We start from the raw sequence: 26,248 nt of genomic DNA on the forward strand, positions 1-26,248 counted from the left end.
GGCCGGGGCGGAGATCGTATGGGCCTACCGTGCGATGGTCCCCTTGCACCGCAGAGGTGTCTCCCTTGCACCCCGGAGGTGTCTCCCCCGTGCCCGTACCGCAGCGTCCGCAGCGCCCCCCGCAGCCCCGCCCCTCTCCCCCGCGCCGCCGTCCGCCGCCGGGCACGCGGCCGGTACGCCCCCGGAAGCAGGACGAGCGGGCCCGCTGGGGGACGCGGGTGGCCACCGCCCTCTCGGTGGTGGTGCTGGGGGCGGGCGGGATCGGTCACGCCGTGGTGAGCGGCCTGGAGGACGGGATCGGCCGGGTCGATCCGTTCAAGGACATGAAGAACCGCCCGCAGGGGGGCCACGGCACGAATCTGCTGCTCGTCGGCACCGACGGCAGGGACACGATCACCGAGGCGCAGCGGAAGAAGTACCGGCTGGGCGGCGCACCCTGCCACTGCACCGACACGGTCATGCTGGTCCATCTGTCGGCCGACCGGCGGCGGGCGAGCGTCGTCAGCCTCCCCCGTGACAGCTACGCGCAGATGCCCGCCCACACCGACCGCACCACGGGCAAGCGCCACCAGAGCCACCCGGTGAAGCTGAACGCCGCGTATGCGGAGGGCGGGCCGACGCTGACCGTGCGGACCGTCGAGAACATGACCAAGGTCAAGATCGACCACTATCTGGAGATCGACTTCACCAGCTTCATGAAGACCGTGGACGCGGTGGGCGGGGTGGAGATCTGCACGGCGCGGCCGATGAAGGACGCGTACACGGGGCTGGACCTGCCTGCCGGCACCCATGAGCTGAACGGCGGCCAGGCGCTCCAGTACGTGCGCTCGCGCCATGTGGACGTGGCGGCCGACCTGGGCCGGATGGAGCGGCAGCAGAAGTTCATGGCGTCGCTGATCAAGCAGGCCACGAGCAGCGGGGTGCTGCTGAACCCGGTGAGGTTCCGGCAGGTCTCCGCCTCGGTGCTGGGTTCGGTCCGCGCCGACAAGGACTTCGGTACGGAGCAGATGCTGGCGCTCGGCAAGGCGATGAAGGGCTTCGGACCGGCCTCCTCCGAGTTCGCCTCCGTGCCCGTCGGCGACCCGAGCTTCCCGGTCCAGGGCATCGGCTCGACGGTGCGGTGGGACGCGGAGAAGTCGGAGAAGCTGTTCCGGGCCCTGCGCGAGGACAGGCCGCTGGCCCCGGCGAGGCCGAAGGCGGCGGGCGGCGCGGGGAAGCGGCCGTCGGCCACGCCGGTGGACGTCGCGCCGGAGGAGATCCGGGTGCAGGTCTACAACGGGACCCCGAAGGACGGACTCGGCCGGTCCGTGGACGAGGCGCTGCGGGCCACCGGTTTCGCCACCACGCAGGCTCCGCTCAACGGGGAGGCGCGGGACCTGGAGCGGACGCTCGTGGAGTACGACCCGCGCTGGGACCGGTCGGCGAAGTCCCTGGCCACGGCGCTGCCGGGCAGCGAACTGAAGCCGGTGAAGGACCAGGGCCCGCAGATGAGGGTGACGGTGGGCTCGGACTTCACGAAGGTGCGGCGGGTGAAGGCGGAGAACCGGCAGGCGACGGGCGACTTCTCCCCGGTCCGGGGCGACGAGGTGGTGTGCCCGTAAGCGGCGCGGACGGCTCGGCTTCGTTCCCGTCCGCCCGGACGTCGTTCCGCCCACCCGGACGTCGCTCCCGTCCGGAGTCGTTCCCTCCCGCCCGGATGTCCGCTCCCGCCCGGACGTCGTTCCCGTCCGCTCAGTCGTCGATGCCGTCCGCGACGCGCTTCTCGCGCAGTTCCTTGATGGCCCGGCGGCGGGCGAGCCGGTGGGTGCGCCGGATCTGCGCCTCCTGGTAGCGCCGCTTGTCGCGCTCGGTCTCGGGGACCACCGGCGGTACGCGGCGCGGCTTGCCGTCCCCGTCGACGGCGGCGAAGACCAGATAGGCGCTGCCGACCTGCTGGGCGGGGGTCGATTCGTTCCAGCGCTCGGCCATCACCCGGACGCCGACCTCCATCGAGGAGCGGCCGGTCCAGTTGACCTGGGCCTTCACATGGACGAGGTCTCCGACGCGGACCGGCTCCAGGAAGACCATCTCGTCCATCGAGGCCGTGACGGCGGGTCCACCGGAGTGGCGGCCGGCCACCGCGCCCGCGGCGTCGTCCACCAGTTTCATGATCACGCCACCGTGCACCGTCCCGAGGAGGTTGGTGTCGCTGCCGGTCATGATGTGGCTGAGGGTGGTCCGGGACGCCGCGGTCGGCTTGCCCGGAATCTCTTCCTCTGAGCGGTTGGCCGGATCTGTTACGCCAGTGGCCTGATCTGTCATACCGTCCACCTTATGCGGGCTCGGCACTCCCGCAGAATGCATCAGGTTGGCAACAGCCCTGGTGCGATTTCCCTTACACCCTGTAATAGCTGCGGGCCGGGACGGCACACTGTTCGGATGAACGATTGGCCCGATCGACGGACCGGCGACCGCAGCGAGCGCTACGGGCGGGGCAGTGCCGACCCCCAGCCCGAGGGTGCGCGGGCGATGCCGCACATCCAGCGCCGCCCGTCCTCGCCGCAGAGGCCGCAGGTGCCGCCCCAGCGACCGCAGGTGCCGCCGCAGAGCCAGGGGTACGACGACCGCTACCAGGACGGCGGCTACGGCAACGCCGCCGAGCCCGGCTACGACAGCGGCTACAACACCGGCCAGGTCTACGGCGGGGGCTCCGGCGGCTCCGGCGGCCGGGGCGGTGGTCGCCGCGGCGGAGGTGACGGGGGCTATGTGGGCCGCCCGGCCCCGGACTGGCGCCGCCGGATCAAGCTGGGCGCGCTGACCCTGGTGGTCGCCCTGCTCGTGGTCTCCGTCTCGACGTACTTCTGGGCCGACTCGAAGCTGAAGCGCGAGGTCGACCTCTCCAAGGTCATCGAGCGGCCGGAGTCCGGCGACGGCACGAACTACCTGATCGTCGGGTCCGACAGCCGCGAGGGCATGTCGGCCGAGGAGAAGAAGCGGCTGCGCACCGGTTCGGCCGAGGGCAAGCGCACCGACTCGATGATGATCCTGCACGACGGCTCCAACGGGCCGACGCTGATCTCGCTGCCGCGCGACTCCAACGTCGAGATCCCCTCCTTCAAGGGGTCCGAGTCCGGGAAGATGTTCCAGGGCACCGGTCGGCAGGTGAAGCTGAACGCCGCGTATGCCGAGGACGGGCCCGAACTCCTGGTGCGTACCGTCGAGTTCAACACCGGGTTGCACATCGACCACTACGTCGAGATCGGCTTCGGCGGCTTCGCGAAGATCGTGGACGCGATCGGCGGGGTCGAGCTGGACATCCCGAAGGCGTTCAAGGACAAGAAGTCCGGGGCCGACTTCAAGGCGGGCAAGCAGACGCTGAACGGCGAGCAGTCCCTCGCCTTCGTCCGGACCCGCTACGCGCTCCCGCGCAGCGACCTGGACCGTACGAAGAACCAGCAGAAGTTCCTCGCGGCGCTGGCGAGCCAGACGGCGACCCCGTCCACGATCATCAACCCCTTCAAGCTGTACCCCACGATGGGCGCGGGCCTGGACACGCTGATCGTGGACAAGGACATGTCGCTGTGGTCGCTGGCCAACATGTTCTTCGCGATGAAGGGCGTCACGGGTGGCGACGGCACGTCGATGAACATGCCGATCTCGGGCAGCGTCAACGGGAACCTGGTCTGGGACAAGGCCAAGGTGAAGCAGCTGGTGCAGCAGCTCAACAACGACGAGAAGGTCACGGTCAAGGGCGACTGAGGCCGTAGGCAGAACTGGTGAGGGGCGCCGGGCTGTTGCCCGGCGCCCCTTTCGTCGTCCGCGGGCACCCTCTACGTGCCGTAGGTGATGTTCCCGTGCTCGTCCATGAGGGGATGGATCCGGGACGGGCCGTACTCGTCGACATCGGACGGGCGCGGCTTCTCCGGCCCGTCGGGCCCGATGCGCATCATGCGCTCGACCCGGACGACCTCGAACCGCTTGCCCCGCACGATGAGTTCGTTGGGCCTGCGGCGTGCCATGAACTTCTTCGCGGCCCGCTCGTTGACGGCCGCCTCCTTCTCGTCCACCTTCATCCACGCCGGCAGCTCCGGCATGTCCGGGAGGTCCGGCAGCTTGGGGAAGGGCCGGGTGAGGCGGTCGACGAGAGCACGCCGGGCGCCCTGCGGCGTCGAATGCTGCCCGGTCACCATCGACCAGGACATCTCCTTGCGCTGCACCACCCGGAACGTCGTCGGAAGGAGCACGACGCCCGGATGGGTGGTCAACGCCCGCTGGGAATCGGCCCGTACGTCGGCGGGGAAGCGGTCCGCGGTGTAGGCGAGCTGGAGCAGTCCGGCCCGGCCGAGCCCCTCGCTCAGCCCGACGGCTGCCGCGTGGTCGACCACGAAGCCCTCGGTGCGACAGGGGGCGGGGGCGTCCAGGTCCCAGCTGTCGTCGTCCGGGTCGGTGGCACGGGGCGGCTCCAAGCGCCCGTCGCCGATCCGGGCGAACTCGTCGGCGCGGACGACCCGGTAGCGCACACCGCACGCCGACACCTCGTCGACCTTCTCGGTCTCCAGCCGTGCCACCGCCGCCAGGAGCGACCGCCGCTCCGCCGGGTCCTCGGTCTCGTCCTTCGCCTTGAACCAGAGGTACGAATTCAGCTCGTCCCGGACCATCTGCGGGAATCCGGTGTCGAGTTCGCCCATCAGCCGCCAGCGCGGCCGGTCCCCGCGCCGCTGCTCGGCCAGCCCGAACAGCGGCCCACGGACGACGATGTTCGGATACTTGCGGGCCGAGGCGAACGCATCCGCCTCGGTGACCTCGAAGACCGGGTCGTCGTGGTGGGTGACATTGATCGTGAGGTGATCCGGCGACTTCCCCAGGTGATCGTCCATGCACTCAGTGTGCCGAAGGGGGCTGCCGGTGTCAGGGTTTCCGCCACAAAGGCGGGCGCCTCCCAGGCCGGTGGCGTACCGGAGGGAGCCGCCCCGGGCGGCGGGGGTGGAGCCGAGCGGCGGTCGGGCGCGGCCTCGGAGTCGCGGACGTGCACGGCGCCGCGGGTGCCGGCGGCCCCGACGCACGGCGGGCCGGGCCACGGGGGCGGATTCCCGGAGATCCACCCGGCATCGCCGCTCACACCGGATCGTGCCGCGTCACGACCCGGTGCGGTCCCACCGGATCGTGACCGACCGCGACCCGGTGGGCCACGACATCAACTACACAAAGAACCAAGAGAAATCACCCAACCCCACCCCACCCGATCCCGGTGGTCAGCCGCGGGAGGGCTCGTCACTCGCGCGGGTGAGGTTTGCCGACCGGGCTGGATTTTGGCCCTGCTGGCAGGCATATGCTCGCGCTGATCCACCTTCAGACATCAGACAGCCCCCGCCGGGACGGCAATCCCGAACGAGGGCCTGGCCACCAAGGAAGAAACAGCTTCCCGATGGATACCCAGCACGATAGCGCCCTGACCCGTGCCCCGGCCGGGATTCCCGGTCCTCACCCGCCCTCCGGCGTGATCCACGTGGTGATCCCGCACCCGAGCCGGTTCACGGTGGTCGGCAACCACCTCGCCCAGCACGCCGAGCTTTCCCTGCTGGCGATCGGGATCGCCGTCCACATCCAGTCGCTGCCCGCCGGTGCCGAGGTCGGCATCAAGGCGCTCGCGGCCCGCTTCCCCGAGGGTGAGAGGGCGATCGCCGCCGCCCTGCGCGAGCTGGAGGCCCACGGCTACCTGCGCCGGACCCGTATCAGGCTGGCGAACGGCCGGATGGTCACCCGCACGGTGTTCTGCAACCAGCCGGGGGCGGGGCAGCGGGGCGGGACGGTGTCGGTGCCGCAGAGGCAGGGTGCGGGGCCTGAGACGCGCACCCCCGCGCCCACCCGCGTACGGGAGTCCTCCGCCGCGCCCGCGCCCACCCGCGTACCGGAGCCCACCGCCACGCCCGCGCCCACCCGCGTACGGGAGCCCGCCCCCGCGCCCGCGCCCACCCGCGTATCGGAGCCCACCGCCGCGCCGGAGCTGACACCCGTACCGGAGCCCTTCCCCGTACCGGAAACGCCGTACCCCCCGGTCCGCTTACCGTCGCGGACCGCGCCCACGCAGCAGCGCCGGCCGCTGCCGCACCCCCGCGCGCTCATCCCGGAGCTGCGGCAGGCCGCCTCCGCGCTCCTCGCCGACCTGCGACGCCACGCGGAAACGCTGGTGCTCTCGGAACAGGACGTCGCGGAGCTGGTCCCCGGCGTTGCCGCCTGGCTCGAACGCGACGCGAGCACCGACGCGATCCGGCACGCCCTCACGGCCGACCTCCCCGAACCGCTGAAACACCCGGCGAGGCTCCTCAGGCACCGCCTCACGACACTCCTGCCGCCTCCGCTCCCCGGCATCCACGACCTCGCGCCACCCCGCCGTGCGCCGGTCACGCCGTTCCAGACCTGCGACGGCTGCGAACGAGCCTTCCGCTCCCACGATCCGGGCCGCTGCCGCGACTGCCGGGCCCTCCACCGGGAGGCGGCGTAGCGGGCAGGGCACGGTCAGCGGGCGCAGTCGTACCGCTCGGCGAGCCTGGTGGCCACTTCTCGCATAACGGTCGCGTTGTTGCGCAGCGCGGTGTCCGCCTCGACCGGCCTCTCCTCTCCCCGCTCGGCCAAGCGCTCCTCGTCCTGCGAGGGCACCTTGAGCGACGCCGTGATGTACGGGGCCGTCGAGCCCATGCGGGCGGCGCAGCCGGCGGGCAAGGTGACCTTCGCCTGATCGGGGAGCGCCCAGCCGGTGAAGCCGGGGCCGAGAGGGACGGAGTCCTTCTTGCCACCGGGGACGGCACGGGTGTCCGCGACGATCAGCTGGTAGACGCCACGGGGAGCGTCGTCATCGGCGTGCGCGCGCAGCACGGAGCACGTCCTGAACACCGCGTAGTCCGTGGTCGCCCCCTTGCTGTCCGCCTCCTCCGTGCTGACCTCTCCCCCCTTGCCGTCGTCGATCAGCTCCGCCGTCTCCCGGCTGAGCGCACCGTGGCAGAGGGACTGCGGCAGCGGCGGCTTCCCTGCGTCGTCGGGCCAGACACTCGCCGTCACCACGGCCACCGTGGCGGCTCCGAGCACCACGGTCAGCGGCAGCCACTTCTTGTCCATCGGCTCTTCCGTTCCCGGTCAGGCGGCGCAGTCGTACTGCTCGGTCAGGTTCTCCACGGCTAGGGCTGCCCCATCTTCTTCTGGGCGTCCTCGATGCCCTGCTGGTACCAGTTCTCGGCCACCGCCTGGAGGTGATCCTCGTACTCGCCCGGACTGGCGTCCAGTTCCTGCTCGGAGAGCCCCTTCTCCAAGGCCATCCCGCGCATCATGGCGTCCATCTGGCTCTCGCCGTTCTCGAAGTGGTCGACCATGTTCTTGCGCGTCTCGGCATCGACCCTGGAGTTGAGGTCGTTCATGTAGGCGGCGGTACCGACGTCGACCGAGCGCTGGAGCACGTCGCCCACGACGGGGATGGCCGTCAAGGGCGCACCGTAGACGTGGTAGTTCATCATCTTGTTCCAGCCGTTGGTGTCCTTCTCGGCCTGACCGAGGTCGTAGATGACGTCGCCGCGCACCCCGTCGAGATGGCCGAGCACCGAGGCGGACTGTTTGACCCAGGCGTGCAGTTCCTGGTCCTCGCTGCGGAACGACTCCGCCGGGTAGCCGTTCATCCCCTCGGCGATCACCACGGTCTGCGAGTGGTGGATGACACCGAACGCCTTGGGGTCCTCGGCGACGCCGCGCACGATGCGGAGCAGGTCGCCGCGGTCGGCCTCCAGGTTGTTGAAGTCGGTGGGCCCGTCCATCTTCTTGCCGAGGATCTGGTGGACGTCCGAGGCGTAGTCCCCCAGCATGTTGCCCACACTCGTCCGCATCGACAGCGGCACGGAGCTCTGGCTTCTTCGACGCGTCCTCGCCGCTGTACTCCTTCAGGACGCGTTCGAGGATCGCGGTCTGCGCTGCGTCGTGGTGGGTGCGCGGGGGGTTCAGCGGGCTGCCCGGTTCACGCCCGGTCGCCGCGGCTTCCAGGGCGGCTCCGAACTCGGTGCGCGCCGAGGTCTGCTTCAGGTCGTCGGGCATCTCGTCCTCGACGGCGCCACCCGGCCAGTCGCGGTCCTCCATGAAGTACGCGAGGTTGTCGGTGGTGTTCGGGTCGAAGTAGTGGGTGGAGGCCGAGGGGTTGCGGCTCATGGCATTCAGCAGGCCCTTCATCGGGTCCTCCTGCGTGCCCTGCCAGTTCTTCATGACGCCGTCGTAGGCGTCGTCGTTCCCCGTCTCCCACCTACGGATGGTGTCGCCGACCTCGGTCAGGAACGCCTCGCTGTAGACCGGGTCGCCCTTGTCCTTGTCGTAGGGCGATGCCTTCTCGTCCGTCGGGTCGTACGACGTGTCGCCGGCGTCCGCGGCCATCAGGTCCGTGAGGTCCTTCAGGGTCGCGGCGCCTCCCCCGATGGCGCCGGGGTGACGCATGGGGAGGTCGTTGCCGTCGCGCGCCGTGGTGATGAGCTCGCTGGTCCAGGCCGAGTTCACGCCGCCGGGCGAACCGATCGGGGAGTCGGGCCCGGTCGCGGTGGCGAGTGAGCCGGACAGCGCCTTGTAGAGGCGGGCGTCGGTGCCATCGTCTCGCGCGCGTCACGATACCTGTGTGATCAAACGATCATCCATCGCTTGATCACCGGTTTCCCGCTCCGCCGTTCCGACCGTCGGCAAGCGGTCTCGGGGGTCATCGGTACGGCCCGGTCGGCGAGTTCGGGGGGCATCGGTACGGCCCGGTCGGCGGGCTCCGGGCCGACCGGCGCGGAGAAGGTCCGCGACAGCCCGGCTGCGCGGAGAAGGACCGCGACCGTGCCCGGCGGGGCGAAGGGGGCCGGCGGCTCCGGCGCGAAGCCGCCTCTCCCATCTCGTCGGAAGCCCGCGCTGCCGCCCCTTCCCTCCCCCGGTCGGCCACGCGTTCTCAGTCGAGGAGTGTCATCAGGATCAGGTGGTAGAAGACGAGGTAGGCCAGGAGCGAGAAGGGAATGGCGGTCAGGAGGGCCAGCAGGCGTTCTCTGTGGGTACGGCCCATGAGCAGGGGCACCAGAACCAGAATCGCGAGGCAGGCCCATGCCGGGGGCGCGTAGTGCAGAACCCACCCGTAGTGGATGGCTTCCGTGCCGAAGACGCCCGCCAGGGCGGCAAGGCCGATGACGCGGTGGCGGGGACTGCTGCCGCGCCACCAGAAGCCCGCCACCCCGAAGAGGGGGCCGGCGACGAAGGCCATGCCGAGCCAGACGAGGGGGGCGAACAGCGAGCCCATGCCGTCGCGCGCGACCTCCGCGTAGAGGTAGTAGCCGACGACGAGACCGGACTCGGCGAACAGGCCCGCGACGGCGGCCGCGGGCAGGCCGACCTTCCGGGCCAGCAGCGCGCCCGCGACGAAGGCGGCGACGGACCAGACCCCACCGGAGTTGGCGATCTGATTCCACTCACCCGGAAGCCAGCCCTGGAGCAGATTGGTCAGGGCGCCGAGAAGAAGTCCTCCGGCGAACGCCGACGCCGTTGCGTGGGCCCAGGATCTTCCGCTCGTATCGGGTACCGCGGCGATGACCGGGGACGCGCTCATGGTGGTGCTCACTTCTCTGTCGAGGGCTGCACGGCTCACATCTCGTGGTGCAGTGGTAAGGATGCGTGGCACCGGCGGTGCGTTCCCGTGGCCTTCTCCCTCCCGTCCCGGTGGAGGTGCGGTGGTGAGCGGCGCGTCACGTGACGTCCTCCTCCCACGCGGTCAGCCGGCGGTGCCCTTCGGTTCGAGTTCGGCGAAGTCCTCGTGCAGGGCGTCGAGATGGCGGCCGGTCGGCACGCCCTCCGCGTCCAGCTCCGCGAGCCGCCAGCCGGGAAGCCGCGCCTCGACATCGGCGGGGAGCGAGCCGTCCGCCGGGTCGGCCAGGGCGTGCAGCACCGCGAACGCCGTCTCCCTGGCCACCTCGCGGGCCAGCGCGCCGAGGTCCTCGGGGGTGAGCCCGGCCGCGAGGGCCCGGTCGACGGCGTCGGCCGCCGCCCCGTCGGCCCGGTAGGCGTCCACCCACCGCGGGGCGGCCGTGCTCCAGGCGTCGACGTCCTGCCACACCGTCCGCAGCAGCCGGTAGCGGGCGAGCTGGGGCAGTCCCTCCTCGATTTCGGACTCGGCCCAGTCCGGGGCGTCGGCATCCGCACCCAGGGCGTGGAAGAGGGCGGTCAGCCTGTCGCGTTCGGTCATGGGGAGGGAGATTACCGACCGTGGGCGGAGCGCGGTCCCCGGCGGCGTGGGCCGGGGACCGATGAATTCTCGGTGGACGCGCGGTCAGTACATCCGTAAGAGTGAGAGACGCCGCCCAGCACCGGCCGCAGCCCGCCACCAACCATCCGGGAGACCTCCATGCGCACCCTGATCAGCACCGCCTTCGTCTCGCTCGACGGCGTCATGGAGGCCCCCGGCGGTGAACCCGGCTACCGGAACTCGGGGTGGACGTTCCAGGACATCGAGTTCCTGCCGGAGGCGTACGAGCTCAAGGGCCGGGAGCAGGAGGAGGCCACGGCCCTGCTGCTGGGCCGGGCCAGTTACGAGGCGTTCAGCCCGGTGTGGCCGGGCATGGAGGAGTTCACGGGGTACAAGGCGGTGCCGAAGTACGTCGTCTCCACCACGCTGACCGACGACGCGCTCGTCCCCGGCTGGGGCGAGACCACGATCCTGCGGTCGCTCGACGAGGTCGCCGCGCTGAAGGAGACCGAGGGCGGCCCGATCATCGTCCACGGCAGCACCGAGCTGAACCGGAGCCTCGCGGACGCCGACCTCATCGACCGCTACCACCTTCTCGTCTTCCCGGTCCTGCTCGGCGCGGGCAAGCGCCTGTTCAGCGCCACGGACAAGGACCGGCAGAAGCTGAAGCTGGTCGAGCACGAGGCGTACGCGAACGGCATCCAGAAGAACGTGTTCGAGGTGGTCCGCTGACGCTCCGGAACCTCGGGCCCGGAGCGGCCGTTCCCCGTAGGGTCGGGCACACCCGTCGTGAGGACGGACCGGACCGAGGCATCAGGGAGCCCGTATGGCATCCATCCACCGCACCACCATGACGCCCTCCAAGCTGGAGCTGCTCACCGGCTGGCTGCCGAAGCAGAGCTGGTACGCGGGTTCCGGGGAGGCGCCGGACCTGGTCAAGGCCGGCGGATTCCGTCTGGACGATCCGGAAGGGGAGGTCGGGATCGAGTTCATGGTCGTGGCGGACACGTCCGGGCAGGAACCGGTGGCGTACCTGCTGCCGCTGGGCTACCGCGCCGAAGCGCTGGAGGGCATCCCCGACGAGGCGCTGATCGGTACCTCCGAGCACGGTGTGCTCGGTACCCGATGGATCTACGACGGCGCCCACGACCCGGTGGTGCGGGCGCAGTTGCGTGCCCTTCTGCGGGGCGAGGCGGAGCCGCAGCAGCAGAATGTCAGCGACACCCCCGACCCGACCGTCGTCGTGCACGGAACCGGCCCCGACCAGGGGACCGACGTCCGGATCAACCGCGTCCTGCGGGCGTCGGAGGCCGGGCAGGGGTCGCCGGCCCGCCTCGTCGCCGGCTGGACCTGGCCGGACGGAACGGCCGTACGGGGCGAGCTGGCGACTGTCACGCCGCGGTAGCACCCGTCACGCCGCGGCGAGCGGTGCCCCGGAGCTCCCGACGGAGACCGACGACGTGGCAGCCCCCGGCGGATCGCCGGGGGCTGCCACGTTCGCACAGGTCAGAAGCGGAAAGCCGGTTACGGCAGGTTCCGCGCCATCACGATGCGCTGGACCTGGTTCGTGCCCTCGTAGATCTGGGTGATCTTGGCGTCGCGCATCATGCGCTCGACCGGGTAGTCGCGCGTGTAGCCGTAGCCGCCGAGCAGCTGGACGGCGTCCGTGGTGACCTCCATCGCCACGTCCGAGGCGAAGCACTTGGCGGCCGCGCCCTGGAAGGTCAGGTCCGCATCGCCGCGCTCCGACTTGGCGGCGGCCGCGTACGTGAGCTGACGGGCGGCCTCGATCTTCATCGCCATGTCCGCGAGCATGAACTGGATGCCCTGGAAGTCCGCGATCGGCTTGCCGAACTGCTTGCGCTCCTGGACGTACCCCTTGGCGTAGTCCAGCGCGCCCTGGGCGATGCCGAGGGCCTGGGCCGCGATCGTGATGCGGGTGTGGTCCAGGGTCTTCATCGCGGTGGCGAAGCCCGTGCCCTCCTCGCCGATCATGCGGTCCGCGGGGATGCGGACGTTGTCGAGGTAGACCTCGCGGGTCGGGGAGCCCTTGATGCCGAGCTTCTTCTCCGGGGCGCCGAAGGAGACGCCCTCGTCGGACTTCTCGACGACGAACGCCGAGATGCCCTTGGAGCGCTTGGTCGGGTCGGTGACGGCCATGACCGTGTAGTACTCGGAGACGCCCGCGTTGGTGATCCAGCGCTTCACGCCGTCGAGGACCCAGAAGTCGCCGTCGCGCACGGCCTTCGTCTTCATGCCCGCCGCGTCCGAACCGGCGTCCGGCTCGGAGAGGGCGTACGAGAACATCGCGTCGCCCTTGGCGAGCGGGCCCAGGTACTTCGCCTTCAGCTCCTCGGAGCCGGAGAGGATCACCGGGAGCGAGCCGAGCTTGTTGACGGCCGGGATCAGGGAGGAGGAGGCACAGACGCGGGCCACCTCCTCGATCACGATGACCGTGGCGAGCGCGTCGGCACCGGCCCCGCCGTACGCCTCCGGGACGTGGACGGCGTGCAGGTCCGAGGCGACCAGGGCGTCCAGCGCCTCCTGCGGGAAGCGGCTCTCCTCGTCGACCGCGGCGGCGAAGGGGGCGATCTTCGACTCGGCGAGCGCGCGGATGGTCTCGCGGAGCATGTCGTGCTCCTCGGCCGGACGGTACAGGTCGAAATCGGTCGAACCCGCCAAGACGCTCACTCCCCAGATGCTAACTACCGTTAAGTAACTCAATTTTAGTGCGCCGACCGCCCGGCGGTATACGTGACGCCCGCGTGAGCTTGCCGACAGGGGTGGGATTCGAGGGAGGTACCGGGCATTCCGGGCGGTGAATCCTGGCTTCCGGCTCCACGACTATGCTCGGTCCGCACGTCTGTCCGCACCTCCCAGGAGCACTCCATGGCCCTCAGGATCACTGTGATCGGCACCGGCTATCTCGGCGCCACCCATGCCGCCGCCATGGCCGAGCTGGGCTTCGAGGTCCTGGGGCTCGACGTCGTACGGGAGAAGATCGAGCTGCTCTCCACCGGCCGCGTGCCGATGTACGAGCCGGGTCTGGAGGAGATGCTCCAGCGGCACGTGGCCGGGATCGAGGGCTCCACCGGGCGGCTGCGCTTCACCACCTCCTGGGAGGAGGTCGCGGAGTTCGGCGACGTCCACTTCGTCTGTGTGAACACCCCGCAGAAGCACGGCGAGTACGCCTGCGACATGAGTTACGTCGACAGCGCCTTCGACTCGCTGGCCCCGCACCTGACCCGCCCCGCCCTGGTCGTCGGCAAGTCGACCGTCCCCGTGGGCTCCGCCGCCCGCCTCGCGGAGCGGCTCGCCGAGCTGGCCCCGGTCGGGGCCGGGGCCGAGCTGGCCTGGAACCCGGAGTTCCTCCGCGAGGGCTTCGCCGTCGAGGACACCCTGCACCCCGACCGGATCGTGGTGGGCGTCACGGGCGAGCGCGCCGAGAAGCTGCTCCGCGAGGTGTACGCCGTGCCGGTCGCGGAAGGTTCGCCCTTCGTGGTGACCGACTTCCCGACGGCCGAGCTGGTGAAGACCTCCGCCAACTCCTTCCTCGCCACCAAGATCTCCTTCATCAACGCGATGGCCGAGGTCTGTGAGGCCGCCGACGGGGACGTCGTGAAGCTCGCGGAGGCCATCGGGCACGACGAGCGCATCGGGAAGAAGTTCCTGCGAGCGGGGATCGGCTTCGGCGGCGGCTGCCTGCCCAAGGACATCCGCGCCTTCATGGCCCGCGCCGGCGAACTGGGCGCCGACCAGGCCCTCACCTTCCTCCGCGAGGTCGACTCCATCAACATGCGCCGCCGCGGCCACATGGTCGAGCTGGCGCGGGAGGCGGTCGGGGGCGGCTCGTTCCTCGGCACGCGGGTGGCGGTGCTGGGCGCCGCGTTCAAGCCCGACTCCGACGACGTACGCGACTCCCCCGCGCTCAACGTCGCCGGGCAGATCCACCTCCAGGGCGGCCAGGTCACCGTGTACGACCCGAAGGGGATGGACAACGCCCGGCAGCTCTTCCCGACCCTCGGCTACGCGGACTCGGCCCTGGAGGCGGTGCGCGGCGCGGACGTGGTGCTGCACCTGACGGAGTGGCGCGAGTTCCGCGAGCTGGACCCGGCGGCAATGGGCGAGGTGGCCGCCCGCCGGATCATCCTGGACGGCCGTAACGCCCTGGACAGCACGGTCTGGCGCGAGGCCGGATGGACCTACCGCGCGATGGGCCGCCCGAAGGCCTAGGGGGTGTCCGGCCCTGATCCGCCGGACACCCCCTAGAGCCGGAGCGGGACGAGAGGCCCCGAAGCCTTCCGCCCGCCGGACGGCATCGTCCTCGGTCCGGCGGACAGGCTGGGGGCATGGACGACGCGTACGACTGGATCAGCTCCCCCCTCACCGACGACCTGTTGCGCGGCGCGCTCGAACTGGAGCGCACCGAGCGCGGCGGTCTCCTCCCTCACCGGCTGCCCGCCCCGGCCCGCGCCCGGTCCGGCGGTGACCCGCAGATCGCCCAGGCGGAGGCGCAGCCGTCGGGGGTGCGGGTGGTGTTCCGCAGCCGGGCCACCGCCGTGGCACTGGACGTCCGGCGCACGGTGATGGGCCACCAGGGCCTCCCGCCCCTCCCGAACGGGGCGTACGACCTGCACATCGACGGGGAGCCGGCCGGCCGGGCCACGGCGAGCGGCGGCGATGTGCTGATGGTCGACCTGTCCGACGGGTCGCGGGAGCTGTTCCCCGGCTCCGCCGGGTCCGTCACGTTCACCGGGCTGCCCGCGCGGGAGAAGAGCGTCGAGATCTGGCTGCCGTACACCGAGACGGTCGAGCTGCTCGGACTGCGCACCGACGCGCCCGTGGCCCCGGCAGGCCCGAGCGGGCGGCGGGTCTGGCTGCACCACGGCAGCTCCATCAGCCAGGGCTCGTGCGCGGACAGCTCCGCCACCGCCTGGCCCGCGCTGGCCGCCGCAGCGGGGAACGTGGAGCTGGTCAACGTCTCCCTGGCGGGCAACGCGCTCCTCGACCCGTTCACCGCGCGCACCCTGCGGGACACCCCCGCCGACCTGATCAGCGTCAAGATCGGCATCAACCTGGTCGGCGCCGACGCGATGCGGCTGCGCGCGTTCGGGCCCGCCGTGCACGGCTTCCTGGACACGGTGCGCGAGGGCCACCCCACCGCGCCGCTGCTGGTGGTCTCGCCGGTCCTCTGCCCCGCCCACGAGGACACACCCGGCCCCTCCGCGCCGGACGTGACCGGGGGCGAGGTGGTGTTCACGGCGCTGGGCGATCCGGCGGAGACCGCCTCCGGCAAGCTGACGCTGCGCGTCGTCCGGGAGGAGCTGGACCGGATCGTGGCGGAGCGGGCGGTGTCGGACCCGCACCTCTTCCACCTGGACGGGCGCGTCCTGTACGGCGAGGCGGACCACGCCGAACTGCCGCTGCCCGACCGCCTGCACCCGGACGCCGCCGCCCACCGCCGCATGGGCGAGCGCTTCGGGGCGTTCGCCTTCGGTCCGGGCGGACCGTTCGCGGCGGTGGGCGGGCAGGACTGACCGGGGGGCGGCGGCCGTCTTCCTGGTGGACGCCGCCCGGCTTCTCCTAGTGGACGCCGTCCAGCTCCGCGATCGTCGCGTGGGACGGGCCGCGCCGGCTCTGCTCGTCGCGGGCCACGGCCTCCGCGTCGCGCAGCACCCGTACGGCGTTGCGCCAGGTCAGCTTGGCGAGGTCGGCTTCGGACCAGTTGCGCCGCAGCAGCTCCGCGATGAGGTTCGGATAGCCGGAGACGTCCTCCAGGCCGCGCGGGGTGAACGCCGTGCCGTCGTAGTCGCCGCCGATGCCGATGTGGTCGACGCCCGCGACCGCGCGCATGTGGTCCAGGTGGTCGGCGATGGTGGCGACCGTGGCCTCGGGGCGCGGGTGCGCCGCCTCGAAGTCCTCGTGGATGCGCATGGCCTGCGGGGTGGTGTCCAGGTGGTGCAGACCGTGTTCGCGCATGTTGCGGTCGGCGGCCAGCGTCCAGGCGACCGCCTCGGGCAGCACGAACTTCGGGACGAAGGTCGCCATCGCCACGCCCCCGTTGGCGGGGAGGGCCGCGAGCACGTCGTCGGGGATGTTGCGCGGGTGGTCGCAGACGGCGCGGGCCGAGGAGTGCGAGAAGATCACCGGCGCGGTGCTGGTGGCGATCGCGTCGCGCATGACCCCGTCCGCGACGTGGCTGAGGTCGACCAGCATGCCGACACGGTTCATCTCGCGGACGACCTCGTGGCCGAAGGCGGAGAGGCCGCCGAGGCGCGGCAGGTCCGTGGCGCTGTCGGCCCAGTCGATGTTGTCGTTGTGGGTGAGCGTCATGTAGCGGACGCCCAGGTCGTACAGGGCGCGCAGGGTGCCCAGCGAGTTGTTGACGGAGTGGCCGCCCTCGGCCCCCATCAGGGAGGCGATCCGGCCTTCTGCGCGGGCCTTCTCCAGGTCGTCGGCGGTGAGCGCCCGCCGCAGGTGCGTCGGGTAGCGGGCGATCAGCTCGCCGACGATGTCGATCTGCTCCAGGGTGGCGCTGACCGCCGCGTCCCCGGTCAGGTCGGTGCGGACGTAGACCGACCAGAACTGGCCGCCGACCCCGCCGGCCCGCAGCCGGTTCAGGTCCGTGTGGAGCAGTCCGCGCTGGTCGGCGGCGATGTCGCGGGCGTCGAGGTCGTAGCCGACCTGCTCGCGCAGGGCCCAGGGGAGGTCGTTGTGGCCGTCGACGACGGGGTGGACGGCGAGGAGTTCGCGGGCGCGGGCGAGGTGGTCCATGGGTCGCCCCCTACTTTCCGAAGCCGAACGAGTCGGCGCCCTGGGCCTTGGCGCGCAGCCGCTTGCCCTTCTCGGTGGCCTGGTCGTTCAGCTCCTGCAGGAACTCCTCCATCCGCTCCTGGAGCGCGGGGTCGGAGGCGGCGAGGATGCGGGCGGCCAGCAGGCCCGCGTTGCGCGCGCCGCCGACGGAGACGGTGGCGACGGGGACGCCGGCCGGCATCTGGACGATGGAGAGCAGGCTGTCCATGCCGTCCAGGTACTTCAGCGGCACCGGGACGCCGATGACCGGGAGCGGGGTGACGGAGGCGAGCATGCCGGGCAGATGGGCGGCCCCGCCCGCGCCCGCGATGATCGCCTTCAGACCGCGGCCCGCGGCCCGCTCGCCGTACGCGATCATCTCGCGCGGCATGCGGTGGGCGGAGACGACGTCGACCTCGTACGGGATCTCGAACTCGTCGAGCGCCTTGGCGGCGGCCTCCATGACCGGCCAGTCGGAGTCCGAGCCCATGACGACGCCGATCACGGGCGCCGGTGCGGAGGGGGAAGTCATTCGGTGATCGTTCCTCGCAGGTAGTCGGCCGCGTGCCGGGCGCGCTCCCGCACGTCCGCCAGATCGTCGCCGTAGGTGTTGACGTGTCCGACCTTGCGGCCGGGCTTCACGTCCTTGCCGTACATGTGGATCTTGAGCTGCGGGTCGCGGGCCATGCAGTGCAGGTAGCCCTGGTACATGTCCGGGTAGTCGCCGCCCAGGACGTTGCACATGACCGTCCAGGGAGCGCGGGGGCGCGGGTCGCCGAGCGGGAGGTCGAGGACGGCCCGGACGTGGTTGGCGAACTGGGAGGTGATCGCGCCGTCCATGGTCCAGTGGCCGGAGTTGTGCGGGCGCATGGCCAGTTCGTTGACGAGGATGCCGGGCTTCCCGTCGGGCCCGCGGGTCTCGAACAGCTCGACGGCGAGGTGTCCGACGACGCCCAGCTCGGCGGCGATCCGGAGCGCGAGCTGCTGGGCCTCGCCGGCCAGCTCCTCGTCCAGCTCGGGGGCCGGGGCGATCACCGTGTCGCAGACGCCGTCGACCTGGATCGACTCGACGACCGGGTAGGCGACGGCCTGGCCGTGCGGCGAGCGGACGATGTTCGCCGCCAGCTCCCGTACGAAGTCGACCTTCTCCTCCGCGAGGACCGGGACCCCGGCGCGGAAGGGTTCGGCCGCCTCCTCCTCGGAGCGGACCACCCACACGCCCTTGCCGTCGTAGCCGCCGCGCACGGTCTTGAGGATGACGGGGAAGCCGCCGGCCTCCTCGGCGAACGCGGCGGCGTCGGCCGGGTCGCTCACGATGCGGTGGCGGGGGCAGGGGGCGCCGATCTCCGTGAGCCGGGCGCGCATCACCCCCTTGTCCTGGGCGTGCACCAGGGCGTCGGGGCCGGGGCGCACGGGGATGCCGTCCGCCTCCAGGGCCCGCAGATGCTCGGTCGGCACGTGCTCGTGATCGAAGGTGATCACGTCGCAGCCGCGAGCGAAGGCGCGCAGGGTGTCCAGGTCGCGATAGTCGCCGATGACGACCTCGCTCACGACCTGGGCCGCCGAGTCCTGGGGAGTGTCACTGAGCAGCTTGAATGTCAGGCCGAGGGGGATGCCCGCCTCGTGGGTCATACGGGCGAGCTGACCGCCGCCGACCATGCCGACTACCGGGAACGTCACGCCACCAGGGTATCCGCCACGCCGGTGGTTTCCGGACGGCCGTACGGATGCCCCCGGCCACGGCCGCGTCCGCTCACGGGCGTCACACAGGGGGCTGGTTAGCATGGCGGAGTTGACGTGGTTGCGTCGACGCCACGGAGACGCCTTCCAACGGACGGGGCCAGCGATCACCATGAGCGAACGGGGCGCACTGCGGACCCGGCTGGAAGCCCTCGCCCGCGAGGTCGCCAAGTTCGGCGCGGTCGGCGCTTTCGGCCTGCTGGTCAACATCGCGGTCTTCAACCTGCTGCGGCACACGACGGACCTCCAGGTGGTCCGGGCGAGCGTGCTGGCGACGTTCGTCGCGATCCTCTTCAACTACGTGGGCTTCCGCTACTGGACCTACCGGGAGCGCGACAAGACCGGCCGCACCCGTGAGCTGGCCCTCTTCCTGCTGTTCAGCGCGGCAGGCGCGGTGATCGAGACGGGCGTGCTGTACGCGGCGACGTACGGCTTCGGCTGGAACACCCCGGTCCAGAGCAACGTCTTCAAGATCGTCGGCATCGGGATCGCCACCCTGTTCCGCTTCTGGTCCTACCGGACCTGGGTCTTCAAGGCCCTGCCCGCCGAGGAGGCCGTGCGGAACGCGGAACGGTTTCTGGAGCAGCGCCGACCGGCCGACGAGCCGGTGACGCCGGGCCCCGTACGGAACTGAACCCTCCGGCGGCCCCGGTACGCACACGAGCCCTCCGCGCGCACGCGAACGCTCCGGCCGCCTCCGTACGGAACCGGGCCCGCTTCTCCCTCGTTGTTCAGCGCACCGGGCGCTCAGGGGTGTCCCGGTCCGCCGGGGTCCGGGACAGGAAGAGCGCGAAGACCGCCGGGTGCTGCTGGAGCAGCTCCAGCCGCCCGCCGTCCGCCTCCGCGAGGTCGCGGGCGACCGCCAGGCCGATGCCGGTGGAGTTGCGGCCGCTGATGGTCCGCTCGAAGATCCGCGCCCCCAGTTCGGCGGGGACACCGGGGCCCTCGTCGGTGACCTCGATGACCACCTGGTTGCCGGTGACCCGCGTGCGCAGGGCGACGGTGCCGCCGCCGTGCATGAGGGAGTTCTCGATCAGCGCCGCCAGGACCTGGGCCACCGCCCCCGGAGTACCGACGGCCCGCAGCCCGTGCTTGCCGGAGCAGACCAGGGCGCGACCGGCACTGCGGTAGGCCGGGCGCCACTCCTCGATCTGCTGTTTGACGATCTCGTCGAGGTCGAAGACGACGGCGGAGCCGGTGCGCGGGTCGCGGGAGTTCGTCAGGAGCCGCTCGACGACGTCGGTGAGCCGCTCCACCTGCGTGAGGGCGATGTTCGCCTCCTCCTTCACCGTGTCCGGGTCGTCGGTGACGGAGATCTCCTCGATCCGCATGGAGAGCGCGGTCAGCGGGGTCCGGAGCTGGTGCGAGGCGTCCGCGGCCAGCCGCCGTTCGGCGGTCAGCATCCGGGCGATCCGCTCGGCCGAGGCGTCCAGGACGTCCGCGACCCGGTCCAGCTCGGGCACCCCGTACCGCTTGTGGCGCGGGCGGGGGTCTCCGGAGCCGAGGCGTTCGGCGGTCTCGGCGAGGTCGGTGAGCGGGGAGGTCAGCCGGTTGGCCTGGCGTACGGCGAGGAGCACCGCGGAGACGATCGCCAGCAGGGCCACCGCGCCGATGATCAGGAGCGTGCGCCCGACCTCGCGGGTGACGGCCGAGCGGGACTCCTCGACGGTGACCGTCTCGCCCCGCTCCCCCGTCTCGGTGGCGCGCAGGACGCTGCCGGAGGGGCGCTCGCCGACGGCGATGGGCGCGCGGCCGGGGATCTCGACCAGCGCGTAGCGCTTGGGGTCGATCTGCTCGGCCAGCACGCCGGGGTTGATCCGCTCCTCCCCGAGCAGTCGGCTGTCGACCACGCTGATCAGCCGCAACGCCTCGGACTCCACGCTCTCCTGGGCGCTGGCGCTGATGGTGCGCGTCTCCACGATCACCAGCGAGACGCCGAAGACGGCGATGACGACGAGCACCACGGCGAGCGTGGAGTTGATCAGCCGACGGCGCATACCGGCCTCAGGGGGCCGGTGGAACGGTTCTCAGGGCGCATGGGAGCTTCGTACGTCAGCTCTTCTCGAAGCGGAAACCGACGCCCCGGACGGTGGCGATGTAGCGCGGATTGGCCGCGTCGTCGCCGAGCTTCTTGCGCAGCCAGGAGATGTGCATGTCGAGCGTCTTGGTGGAGGACCACCAGGTGGTGTCCCAGACCTCGCGCATCAGCTGGTCGCGGGTGACGACCCGGCCGGCGTCCCGGACGAGGACCCGCAGCAGGTCGAACTCCTTGGCGGTGAGCTGGAGTTCCTCCTCGCCCATCCAGGCGCGGTGCGACTCGACGTCGATCCTGACGCCGTGGGTGGCGGGCTGCGCGACGGGCTCGGAGGCCCCGCGCCGCAGCAGGGCGCGGACGCGGGCCAGCAGTTCGGCGAGGCGGAACGGCTTGGTGACGTAGTCGTCGGCGCCCGCGTCCAGACCGACGACCGTGTCGACCTCGTCGGCGCGGGCCGTCAGCACCAGGATCGGGATGGTGTGGCCGTCGGCGCGGAGCCTGCGGGCGACTTCCAGCCCGTCCATGCCGGGCAGCCCCAGATCGAGGACGACCAGGTCGATGCCGCCCTGGAGTCCGGCGTCGAGCGCGGTCGGACCGTCCTGACGGACCTCGACCTCGTAACCCTCCCGACGCAGTGCGCGGGCCAGGGGCTCCGAGATGGACGCGTCGTCCTCGGCGAGCAAAACACGGGTCATGGACTGATGGTAGTCCGGACGGGGAGCCGGACGTGAGGGCCGGGACGCAACCTGCGGGTCAGCTCCACAAAGAGGATGGAGACCTTTGAATATGGGAGTGTGGTTCCACAGGGGCCTGTGATCCATATCTCAAGTCCTTCCATATCCGGCTGTGTCGTGTCGTATGGTGTCCCGACGCCTGTTGCACTACTCAAGGACCTTTGGGCAGCCATGAGCGCCAAAGGTCTCTTTTGTGTGCGGGGCCGGTACCCGCCGGCCTTTCCGAGTGAATGACCTGTGAGCCGGGCCCGGAGCGCGAGGACGCGCGCCGGGCGTGGATCCCGACGCGGTTCTTCCCCGCTTCGCCGCCGCATCTCCGTCAGGAGCCCGGCCGCGCGGAGCACGTCACTCTCAGGCGTGAGGGGCGGGGTTCGCCCGCGCCGGTGCCGGCTGCCCCCCACCGGGCGCGTACCGCTCACGAAGCGTCGCGTCCCGACCAGCAAGGATCGATCATGGCGTCCAGCCTGACGAAGGATTCGCCCGGTTCCGGCGAGAAGACCTTCTTCGGCCACCCGCGCGGTATGGCCACCCTGTTCATGACGGAGATGTGGGAACGCTTCTCCTTCTACGGGATGCGCGCCATCCTCACCCTGTACTTGGTGGCCGCCGTGCTCGACGGCCCCCTGGAGGGCCGGGAGGCGCTCGCCGCCTCCATCTACGGCGTCTACAACGCCGTCGTCTACATGGCCGCGATGCCCGGCGGCTGGGTCGCCGACCGCCTCTGGGGCGCCCGCAAGGCCGTTCTGGTCGGCGGGATCGTCATCGCGCTCGGCCACTTCGCGCTCGCGCTGCCGAGCGACATCACGTTCTTCTTCGGCCTCGCGCTGATCGCGGTCGGCACGGGCCTGCTGAAGCCGAACATCTCGGCCATGGTGGGCGGTCTCTACGAGAACCAGTCCAGCGCCCGCCGGGACGCCGGCTTCACGCTCTTCTACATGGCGATCAACATCGGTGGCTTCGCCGCCCCGCTGCTGGTCGGTTACCTCGGCGAGAACGTCAGCTGGCACCTCGGCTTCGGCGTGGCCGGTGTCGGCATGACCTTCGCGGTCATCCAGTACGCGGTCGGCTCCAAGCACCTCGGTGACGTCGGGAAGCTGCCCGCGAAGCCCGCCTCCCCCGAGGAGCGGCGGCAGATGCTGCGCAAGGTGGGCCTCTGGTCGGGTATCGCGGTCGCCGCGCTGCTGATCGACCTGGCGCTGGGCACCTACGACATCGAGCACATCGTCAACGTCCTGGCCGTGCTGGGCGTCGTCGTGCCGGTCGTCTACTTCATCACGATCTTCCGGGACCCGGCGCTCACCGCGGAGGACCGGCCGAAGATCAAGGCGTACGTGTGGTTCTTCATCACGGCCGTGCTCTTCTGGATGATCTACGACCAGTCCGGTTCGCTGCTGACGATCTTCGCGGACAACAAGACGGACCGCTTCATCGGCGGCTGGGAGTTCCCGGCCTCCTGGCTCCAGTCGGTCAACCCCGCACTGGTCATCATCCTGGCCCCGATCTTCGCCGCGCTCTGGGTCAAGCTGGCCACGCGCAACCGTGAGCCCAGCACCCCGATGAAGTTCGCCCTGGCGATGCTGCTCATCGGCGGCTCCTTCGGCATCATGGGCCTGGCGGGTGCCGCCGCGGCCAACAGCGACACCGGCAAGGTCACCGTCTTCTGGCTGCTCGCGGTCTACCTGGCGCAGACCATGGGCGAGATGTGCCTCTCCCCGGTCGGCCTGTCGCTGTCCACGAAGCTGGCGCCGAAGATGTTCGTGGGTCAGATCATGGGTCTGTGGTTCCTGGCCACCTCGACGGGCAACGCCCTGAACGGCTGGACCACCAAGCTCAACGCCCCGCTCGGCGACGCCGCGTACTACACGCTCCAGGCGGTCGTGGCCGTCGCCGCGGGTATCGCCTTCATGGTGGCCGGCCGCAAGATCCGCGCCCTCATGGGCGGCGTCAAGTAGGCACGGACGACACCGCCCCGGACGGTTCGGGGCGGACGACGGCGGGTCCGCACGAGAGGTTCGTGCGGACCCGCCGTCGTCCGTCTGCCGTCCGATGTCGGCGGAGCGCCCCGGTCCGTACGCACGGGTTCCGGCGGAGGAGGAACGAAGAGCGCGCCGCTGCGGCGCGCTCTTCTCGGTGCGGGTATCAGGTACGGGTATCAGATGCAGGTGACGGCCGCCGGTGACGTCGCACGCGTACGGAGATGTACGCGTACGGGACGGGCGGCCGCTCGGCGCGGGCCGGGGGTCGGCCGGTCCGCGCGACACCGGGGCCGTGGGCTACACGGGAGCGGCGAGCTCCGCCCAGACCGTCTTGCCCGGAGCGTCCGGTGAGCGCAGGACGCCCCAGTCGATGCAGAGGCGCTGCACGATGAACATGCCGTGCCCTCCGGGCCGGCCGGCGCGGTGCGGCGTACGGGGGGCGGGCTGCCCGGCTCCCCGGTCGACGACCTCCACACGCAGCGCCTTCGCGGTGTGGCCGATCCGCAGCTCCTCGGGGCCCTCCGCGTGCAGGCAGGCGTTGGTCACCAGCTCGGAGACGACCAGCAGGACGTCCTCGGCGGCGGCCCGGCGGTCGGCGGTGGACGCCGGGAGCCAGCCCCAGTCGTGCAGCGCCTGCCGGGCGAAGTCACGGGCCGTCGGGACGATGCCGCTCGCCTGTGCCAGCGAGAGCGTGCGCCACTGTCGCTCGGCCGGATCGGGCGAGGCCGAAGCCGCTCCGTCCGGCTCACGACCGAGGTCGCCCGGCGGATGCTGCCGGGTGGTGCTCATCAGCGCTTCACCTCACCGATTCGCCATGTCGCCATGTCGCCGTTGAACAGATAATGATCAGTTACCGCATATACCGAAGCCCCTGTGAGGCGCCGACGGGGAGTCTCCTGCCCGGCCCTGTGGCAACAACACCCACAGGAGGCACACGATCGCGTACCACCGCCGGTATATCGCGTAGCACGCCCGACACCGGGGATGCGCGCGGCCGCGCGCCCGCACGGAATCAGGTGGCCAGCGCCTCGTCCAGCGTGGCGTGGACGGTGAAGACCGCCTCCGCCCCGGTGATCTCGAACACCCGCGCCACGACGGGCTGCATTCCCGCCAGGTGAACCGCTCCCCCGGCCGCCTCCGCCTTGAGGCGGGCGCCGAGCAGGACGTTCAGCCCGGTGGAATCGCAGAAATCCAGACGAGAGCAGTCGACCACCAGGCGCACGCGCCCCTGCTCGACCGCACTCTCCAGAGGCTCCCGCAACAGATCGGCGGTGTGGTGGTCCAGCTCACCCACCGGCGTCACGATCTCGTTGCGCCCCTCGGTCCGGGCCTCGACCTGAAGCCGACCCCGGTTCGCACTGCCGACCGTCCCGCGGTCCATGCCAGTCCCTCTTCGCCTTCGTCACTGTGCACGTCACTGCCTGTGCGGCTGAATGCCTAGCTGCCGCCGACGTGCCTGAAACAGTACGCGTTCCGTCCGTCCCGCGGTAGTCGGAGACCTCCACAAACCAGACATATAGCGGTAATTGGCGCTTGTCACTGCTGGCCGGAAGCGGGTATGGGTAGAGGGACACCCAAACACGACCGGCTTCGGAGGCGCCGCTTCACCGCAGGAACACGTAGGGGCATCGGCAGCCATATGCCGAGAACGATGGAGGAGAACCATGTCACCCCGGCTCGACGGAGCGCGTACCCACTACGCGTCGTCGGCATGTCCTCAGGGACCGACCAATTCCGACTCCCCCGCCGCGAGTGCCGTTCCCGGCCCGCGCGCCGGCACCACCAGCACCACCTCAGACTTCTCCGGCGGGACCGGCGAGGGGCTCGAAGGACTCGAAGGACTTCCCGAGATCCCGCCGTACGCCGAAGTGGGCGCTCTGGACGCCAGGGCGCTGTCGAAGACGCTCTTCGAGCGGCTGGAGGCCCTTGAGGAGGGCACCCACGAGTACAGCTACGTCCGCAACACCCTCGTCGAGCTCAATCTCGCGCTCGTCAAGTTCGCCGCCTCCCGGTTCCGCTCCCGCAGCGAACCGATGGAGGACATCGTCCAGGTCGGCACCATCGGCCTGATCAAGGCGATCGACCGGTTCGAGCTGAGCCGCGGTGTGGAGTTCCCCACCTTCGCGATGCCGACGATCGTCGGCGAGATCAAGCGCTTCTTCCGTGACACCAGCTGGTCCGTGCGCGTACCGCGCCGGCTCCAGGAGCTGCGGCTCGATCTGGCGAAGGCGGGCGACGAGCTCTCCCAGCAGCTGGACCGCGCGCCCACCGTGGCGGAGCTGTCCGAGCGGCTCGGCATCACCCGCGACGAGGTCGTCGAGGGCATGTCCGCGAGCAACGCGTACACCGCGAGCTCGCTGGACGCCAAGTCCGACGACGACGAGAGCGAGGGCGCTCTCGCCGACCGCATCGGTTACGAGGACAACGGCCTCGAAGGCATCGAGTACATCGAATCGCTCAAGCCGCTGATCGCCTCGCTGCCCGCCCGCGACCGGATGATCCTCTCGCTCCGTTTCGTCAGCAACATGACGCAGTCGGAGATCGGCGAGGAGCTGAACATCTCGCAGATGCACGTGTCCCGCCTGCTCTCGCGGACGCTCACCAAGCTCCGCAAGGGACTGACCGTCGACGAGTGACGGACCCGGCCCGCCACGTCCCCCTTCCCGGGGGGGGGCGGCCGGGCGCCGTCGAGCAGAGCGGAAGGACCCGCCCCGGATCACCGGGAGCGGGTCCTTCCGCGTCAGGGGCGGACCGGAGTCGGGGG

The 26,248-nt window shown here is 71.0% G+C and carries 24 protein-coding genes; 10 read left to right on the forward strand and 14 right to left on the reverse strand.

Features of this window, described 5'->3' with window-relative positions:
* Positions 1-218 precede the first annotated feature (218 nt).
* Positions 219-1,601 carry an LCP family protein gene (locus tag QFZ71_RS10815; RefSeq protein WP_307671407.1) on the forward strand — a complete coding sequence of 461 codons (1,383 nt, stop codon included), beginning with the start codon at positions 219-221 and terminating at the stop codon, positions 1,599-1,601.
* Between the two features lie 130 nt (positions 1,602-1,731).
* On the opposite strand, the gene QFZ71_RS10820 is transcribed toward QFZ71_RS10815, so the two are convergent.
* Positions 1,732-2,301, reverse strand: a complete 570-nt coding sequence (locus QFZ71_RS10820; RefSeq protein ID WP_307668039.1) for an acyl-CoA thioesterase — start codon at positions 2,299-2,301, stop codon at positions 1,732-1,734.
* A gap of 117 nt (positions 2,302-2,418) precedes the next feature.
* Between QFZ71_RS10820 and QFZ71_RS10825 the strand changes: the two genes are divergently transcribed.
* Complete coding sequence (locus tag QFZ71_RS10825; RefSeq protein WP_307668040.1) at positions 2,419-3,738, forward strand: LCP family protein; 1,320 nt, start codon at positions 2,419-2,421, stop codon at positions 3,736-3,738.
* 71 nt (positions 3,739-3,809) lie between these two features.
* On the opposite strand, the gene QFZ71_RS10830 is transcribed toward QFZ71_RS10825, so the two are convergent.
* Positions 3,810-4,856: a DUF5954 family protein gene (locus QFZ71_RS10830; RefSeq protein ID WP_307668041.1), complete on the reverse strand. Its 1,047-nt coding sequence runs from the start codon at positions 4,854-4,856 to the stop codon at positions 3,810-3,812.
* A 548-nt stretch (positions 4,857-5,404) separates the two neighbouring features.
* Here QFZ71_RS10830 and QFZ71_RS10835 point away from each other — a divergent pair.
* A complete protein-coding gene (locus QFZ71_RS10835) occupies positions 5,405-6,481 on the forward strand; it encodes a hypothetical protein (RefSeq protein WP_307668042.1) in 1,077 nt (358 codons plus the stop codon).
* 14 nt (positions 6,482-6,495) lie between these two features.
* On the opposite strand, the gene QFZ71_RS10840 is transcribed toward QFZ71_RS10835, so the two are convergent.
* From QFZ71_RS10840 to QFZ71_RS10855, 4 genes are all read right to left on the reverse strand, one after another.
* The gene (locus tag QFZ71_RS10840; protein ID WP_307668043.1) at positions 6,496-7,092 is read right to left on the reverse strand and encodes a hypothetical protein; all 597 of its coding nucleotides are present in this window, start codon (positions 7,090-7,092) and stop codon (positions 6,496-6,498) included.
* 59 nt (positions 7,093-7,151) lie between these two features.
* Entirely contained in the window at positions 7,152-7,859 is a 708-nt protein-coding gene (locus tag QFZ71_RS10845) for a DUF6571 family protein (RefSeq protein ID WP_307668044.1), read from the reverse strand.
* A gap of 1,067 nt (positions 7,860-8,926) precedes the next feature.
* On the reverse strand, positions 8,927-9,574 hold the full coding sequence (locus QFZ71_RS10850; protein WP_307668045.1) for a DUF6518 family protein: 648 nt from the start codon (positions 9,572-9,574) through the stop codon (positions 8,927-8,929).
* 162 nt (positions 9,575-9,736) lie between these two features.
* Positions 9,737-10,207: a hypothetical protein gene (locus QFZ71_RS10855; protein ID WP_307668046.1), complete on the reverse strand. Its 471-nt coding sequence runs from the start codon at positions 10,205-10,207 to the stop codon at positions 9,737-9,739.
* A gap of 159 nt (positions 10,208-10,366) precedes the next feature.
* Between QFZ71_RS10855 and QFZ71_RS10860 the strand changes: the two genes are divergently transcribed.
* Together QFZ71_RS10860 and QFZ71_RS10865 are read left to right on the forward strand one after the other, a co-directional pair.
* A complete protein-coding gene (locus QFZ71_RS10860) occupies positions 10,367-10,939 on the forward strand; it encodes a dihydrofolate reductase family protein (protein WP_307668047.1) in 573 nt (190 codons plus the stop codon).
* A gap of 94 nt (positions 10,940-11,033) precedes the next feature.
* Positions 11,034-11,612 carry a 1,4-alpha-glucan branching protein gene (locus QFZ71_RS10865; protein WP_307668048.1) on the forward strand — a complete coding sequence of 193 codons (579 nt, stop codon included), beginning with the start codon at positions 11,034-11,036 and terminating at the stop codon, positions 11,610-11,612.
* A 119-nt stretch (positions 11,613-11,731) separates the two neighbouring features.
* Here QFZ71_RS10865 and QFZ71_RS10870 read toward each other — a convergent pair whose 3' ends face one another.
* Positions 11,732-12,889 (reverse strand): acyl-CoA dehydrogenase, encoded by a 1,158-nt coding sequence (locus QFZ71_RS10870; RefSeq protein ID WP_307671408.1) that lies wholly within the window; start codon positions 12,887-12,889, stop codon positions 11,732-11,734.
* A gap of 207 nt (positions 12,890-13,096) precedes the next feature.
* On the opposite strand from QFZ71_RS10870, the gene QFZ71_RS10875 reads away from it, so the two are divergent.
* Positions 13,097-14,440: a UDP-glucose/GDP-mannose dehydrogenase family protein gene (locus QFZ71_RS10875; RefSeq protein WP_307668049.1), complete on the forward strand. Its 1,344-nt coding sequence runs from the start codon at positions 13,097-13,099 to the stop codon at positions 14,438-14,440.
* Positions 14,441-14,556: 116 nt separating this feature from the next.
* Positions 14,557-15,744: a GDSL-type esterase/lipase family protein gene (locus QFZ71_RS10880; protein ID WP_307668050.1), complete on the forward strand. Its 1,188-nt coding sequence runs from the start codon at positions 14,557-14,559 to the stop codon at positions 15,742-15,744.
* 46 nt (positions 15,745-15,790) lie between these two features.
* On the opposite strand, the gene QFZ71_RS10885 is transcribed toward QFZ71_RS10880, so the two are convergent.
* From QFZ71_RS10885 to QFZ71_RS10895, 3 genes are read right to left on the reverse strand one after another with little or no spacing between them, the layout of a single operon-like run.
* Positions 15,791-16,981, reverse strand: a complete 1,191-nt coding sequence (locus QFZ71_RS10885; protein WP_307668051.1) for a dipeptidase — start codon at positions 16,979-16,981, stop codon at positions 15,791-15,793.
* 10 nt (positions 16,982-16,991) lie between these two features.
* Positions 16,992-17,531 carry a 5-(carboxyamino)imidazole ribonucleotide mutase gene (gene purE, locus QFZ71_RS10890; RefSeq protein ID WP_307668052.1) on the reverse strand — a complete coding sequence of 180 codons (540 nt, stop codon included), beginning with the start codon at positions 17,529-17,531 and terminating at the stop codon, positions 16,992-16,994.
* Entirely contained in the window at positions 17,528-18,679 is a 1,152-nt protein-coding gene (locus QFZ71_RS10895) for a 5-(carboxyamino)imidazole ribonucleotide synthase (RefSeq protein ID WP_373465103.1), read from the reverse strand. Before QFZ71_RS10895 ends, purE begins: the two co-directional genes overlap by 4 nt.
* A 172-nt stretch (positions 18,680-18,851) precedes the next feature.
* Between QFZ71_RS10895 and QFZ71_RS10900 the strand changes: the two genes are divergently transcribed.
* Positions 18,852-19,373: a GtrA family protein gene (locus QFZ71_RS10900; protein WP_307668054.1), complete on the forward strand. Its 522-nt coding sequence runs from the start codon at positions 18,852-18,854 to the stop codon at positions 19,371-19,373.
* Between the two features lie 97 nt (positions 19,374-19,470).
* Here QFZ71_RS10900 and QFZ71_RS10905 read toward each other — a convergent pair whose 3' ends face one another.
* Positions 19,471-20,736 carry an ATP-binding protein gene (locus QFZ71_RS10905; RefSeq protein WP_307668055.1) on the reverse strand — a complete coding sequence of 422 codons (1,266 nt, stop codon included), beginning with the start codon at positions 20,734-20,736 and terminating at the stop codon, positions 19,471-19,473.
* A gap of 55 nt (positions 20,737-20,791) precedes the next feature.
* On the reverse strand, positions 20,792-21,469 hold the full coding sequence (locus tag QFZ71_RS10910; RefSeq protein WP_073771213.1) for a response regulator transcription factor: 678 nt from the start codon (positions 21,467-21,469) through the stop codon (positions 20,792-20,794).
* 491 nt (positions 21,470-21,960) lie between these two features.
* On the opposite strand from QFZ71_RS10910, the gene QFZ71_RS10915 reads away from it, so the two are divergent.
* Positions 21,961-23,460 carry a peptide MFS transporter gene (locus QFZ71_RS10915; RefSeq protein WP_307668056.1) on the forward strand — a complete coding sequence of 500 codons (1,500 nt, stop codon included), beginning with the start codon at positions 21,961-21,963 and terminating at the stop codon, positions 23,458-23,460.
* Positions 23,461-23,781: 321 nt separating this feature from the next.
* Here QFZ71_RS10915 and QFZ71_RS10920 read toward each other — a convergent pair whose 3' ends face one another.
* Positions 23,782-24,273, reverse strand: coding sequence for an ATP-binding protein (locus QFZ71_RS10920; protein WP_307668057.1), 492 nt, complete (start codon positions 24,271-24,273; stop codon positions 23,782-23,784).
* Between the two features lie 223 nt (positions 24,274-24,496).
* Positions 24,497-24,865: an STAS domain-containing protein gene (locus QFZ71_RS10925; RefSeq protein WP_307668058.1), complete on the reverse strand. Its 369-nt coding sequence runs from the start codon at positions 24,863-24,865 to the stop codon at positions 24,497-24,499.
* Between the two features lie 283 nt (positions 24,866-25,148).
* On the opposite strand from QFZ71_RS10925, the gene QFZ71_RS10930 reads away from it, so the two are divergent.
* Positions 25,149-26,120 carry an RNA polymerase sigma factor SigF gene (locus QFZ71_RS10930; protein ID WP_307668059.1) on the forward strand — a complete coding sequence of 324 codons (972 nt, stop codon included), beginning with the start codon at positions 25,149-25,151 and terminating at the stop codon, positions 26,118-26,120.
* The last annotated feature ends 128 nt before the right edge of the window (positions 26,121-26,248 follow it).

This window comes from Streptomyces sp. V2I9 (genome assembly GCF_030817475.1).
Classification (GTDB): domain Bacteria; phylum Actinomycetota; class Actinomycetes; order Streptomycetales; family Streptomycetaceae; genus Streptomyces.

Excerpts from the sequence above, each read along its gene's own strand:
- QFZ71_RS10820 (WP_307668039.1), bottom strand. The coding sequence starts at position 2,301 with ATGACAGATCAGGCCACTGGCGTAACAGATCCGGCCAACCGCTCAGAG.
- QFZ71_RS10825 (WP_307668040.1), top strand. The coding sequence starts at position 2,419 with ATGAACGATTGGCCCGATCGACGGACCGGCGACCGCAGCGAGCGCTAC.
- QFZ71_RS10830 (WP_307668041.1), bottom strand. The coding sequence starts at position 4,856 with ATGGACGATCACCTGGGGAAGTCGCCGGATCACCTCACGATCAATGTC.
- QFZ71_RS10835 (WP_307668042.1), top strand. The coding sequence starts at position 5,405 with ATGGATACCCAGCACGATAGCGCCCTGACCCGTGCCCCGGCCGGGATT.
- QFZ71_RS10840 (WP_307668043.1), bottom strand. The coding sequence starts at position 7,092 with ATGGACAAGAAGTGGCTGCCGCTGACCGTGGTGCTCGGAGCCGCCACG.
- QFZ71_RS10850 (WP_307668045.1), bottom strand. The coding sequence starts at position 9,574 with ATGAGCGCGTCCCCGGTCATCGCCGCGGTACCCGATACGAGCGGAAGA.
- QFZ71_RS10855 (WP_307668046.1), bottom strand. The coding sequence starts at position 10,207 with ATGACCGAACGCGACAGGCTGACCGCCCTCTTCCACGCCCTGGGTGCG.
- QFZ71_RS10860 (WP_307668047.1), top strand. The coding sequence starts at position 10,367 with ATGCGCACCCTGATCAGCACCGCCTTCGTCTCGCTCGACGGCGTCATG.
- QFZ71_RS10865 (WP_307668048.1), top strand. The coding sequence starts at position 11,034 with ATGGCATCCATCCACCGCACCACCATGACGCCCTCCAAGCTGGAGCTG.
- QFZ71_RS10875 (WP_307668049.1), top strand. The coding sequence starts at position 13,097 with ATGGCCCTCAGGATCACTGTGATCGGCACCGGCTATCTCGGCGCCACC.
- QFZ71_RS10880 (WP_307668050.1), top strand. The coding sequence starts at position 14,557 with ATGGACGACGCGTACGACTGGATCAGCTCCCCCCTCACCGACGACCTG.
- QFZ71_RS10885 (WP_307668051.1), bottom strand. The coding sequence starts at position 16,981 with ATGGACCACCTCGCCCGCGCCCGCGAACTCCTCGCCGTCCACCCCGTC.
- purE (WP_307668052.1), bottom strand. The coding sequence starts at position 17,531 with ATGACTTCCCCCTCCGCACCGGCGCCCGTGATCGGCGTCGTCATGGGC.
- QFZ71_RS10900 (WP_307668054.1), top strand. The coding sequence starts at position 18,852 with ATGAGCGAACGGGGCGCACTGCGGACCCGGCTGGAAGCCCTCGCCCGC.
- QFZ71_RS10905 (WP_307668055.1), bottom strand. The coding sequence starts at position 20,736 with ATGCGCCGTCGGCTGATCAACTCCACGCTCGCCGTGGTGCTCGTCGTC.
- QFZ71_RS10910 (WP_073771213.1), bottom strand. The coding sequence starts at position 21,469 with ATGACCCGTGTTTTGCTCGCCGAGGACGACGCGTCCATCTCGGAGCCC.
- QFZ71_RS10915 (WP_307668056.1), top strand. The coding sequence starts at position 21,961 with ATGGCGTCCAGCCTGACGAAGGATTCGCCCGGTTCCGGCGAGAAGACC.
- QFZ71_RS10920 (WP_307668057.1), bottom strand. The coding sequence starts at position 24,273 with ATGAGCACCACCCGGCAGCATCCGCCGGGCGACCTCGGTCGTGAGCCG.
- QFZ71_RS10925 (WP_307668058.1), bottom strand. The coding sequence starts at position 24,865 with ATGGACCGCGGGACGGTCGGCAGTGCGAACCGGGGTCGGCTTCAGGTC.
- QFZ71_RS10930 (WP_307668059.1), top strand. The coding sequence starts at position 25,149 with ATGTCACCCCGGCTCGACGGAGCGCGTACCCACTACGCGTCGTCGGCA.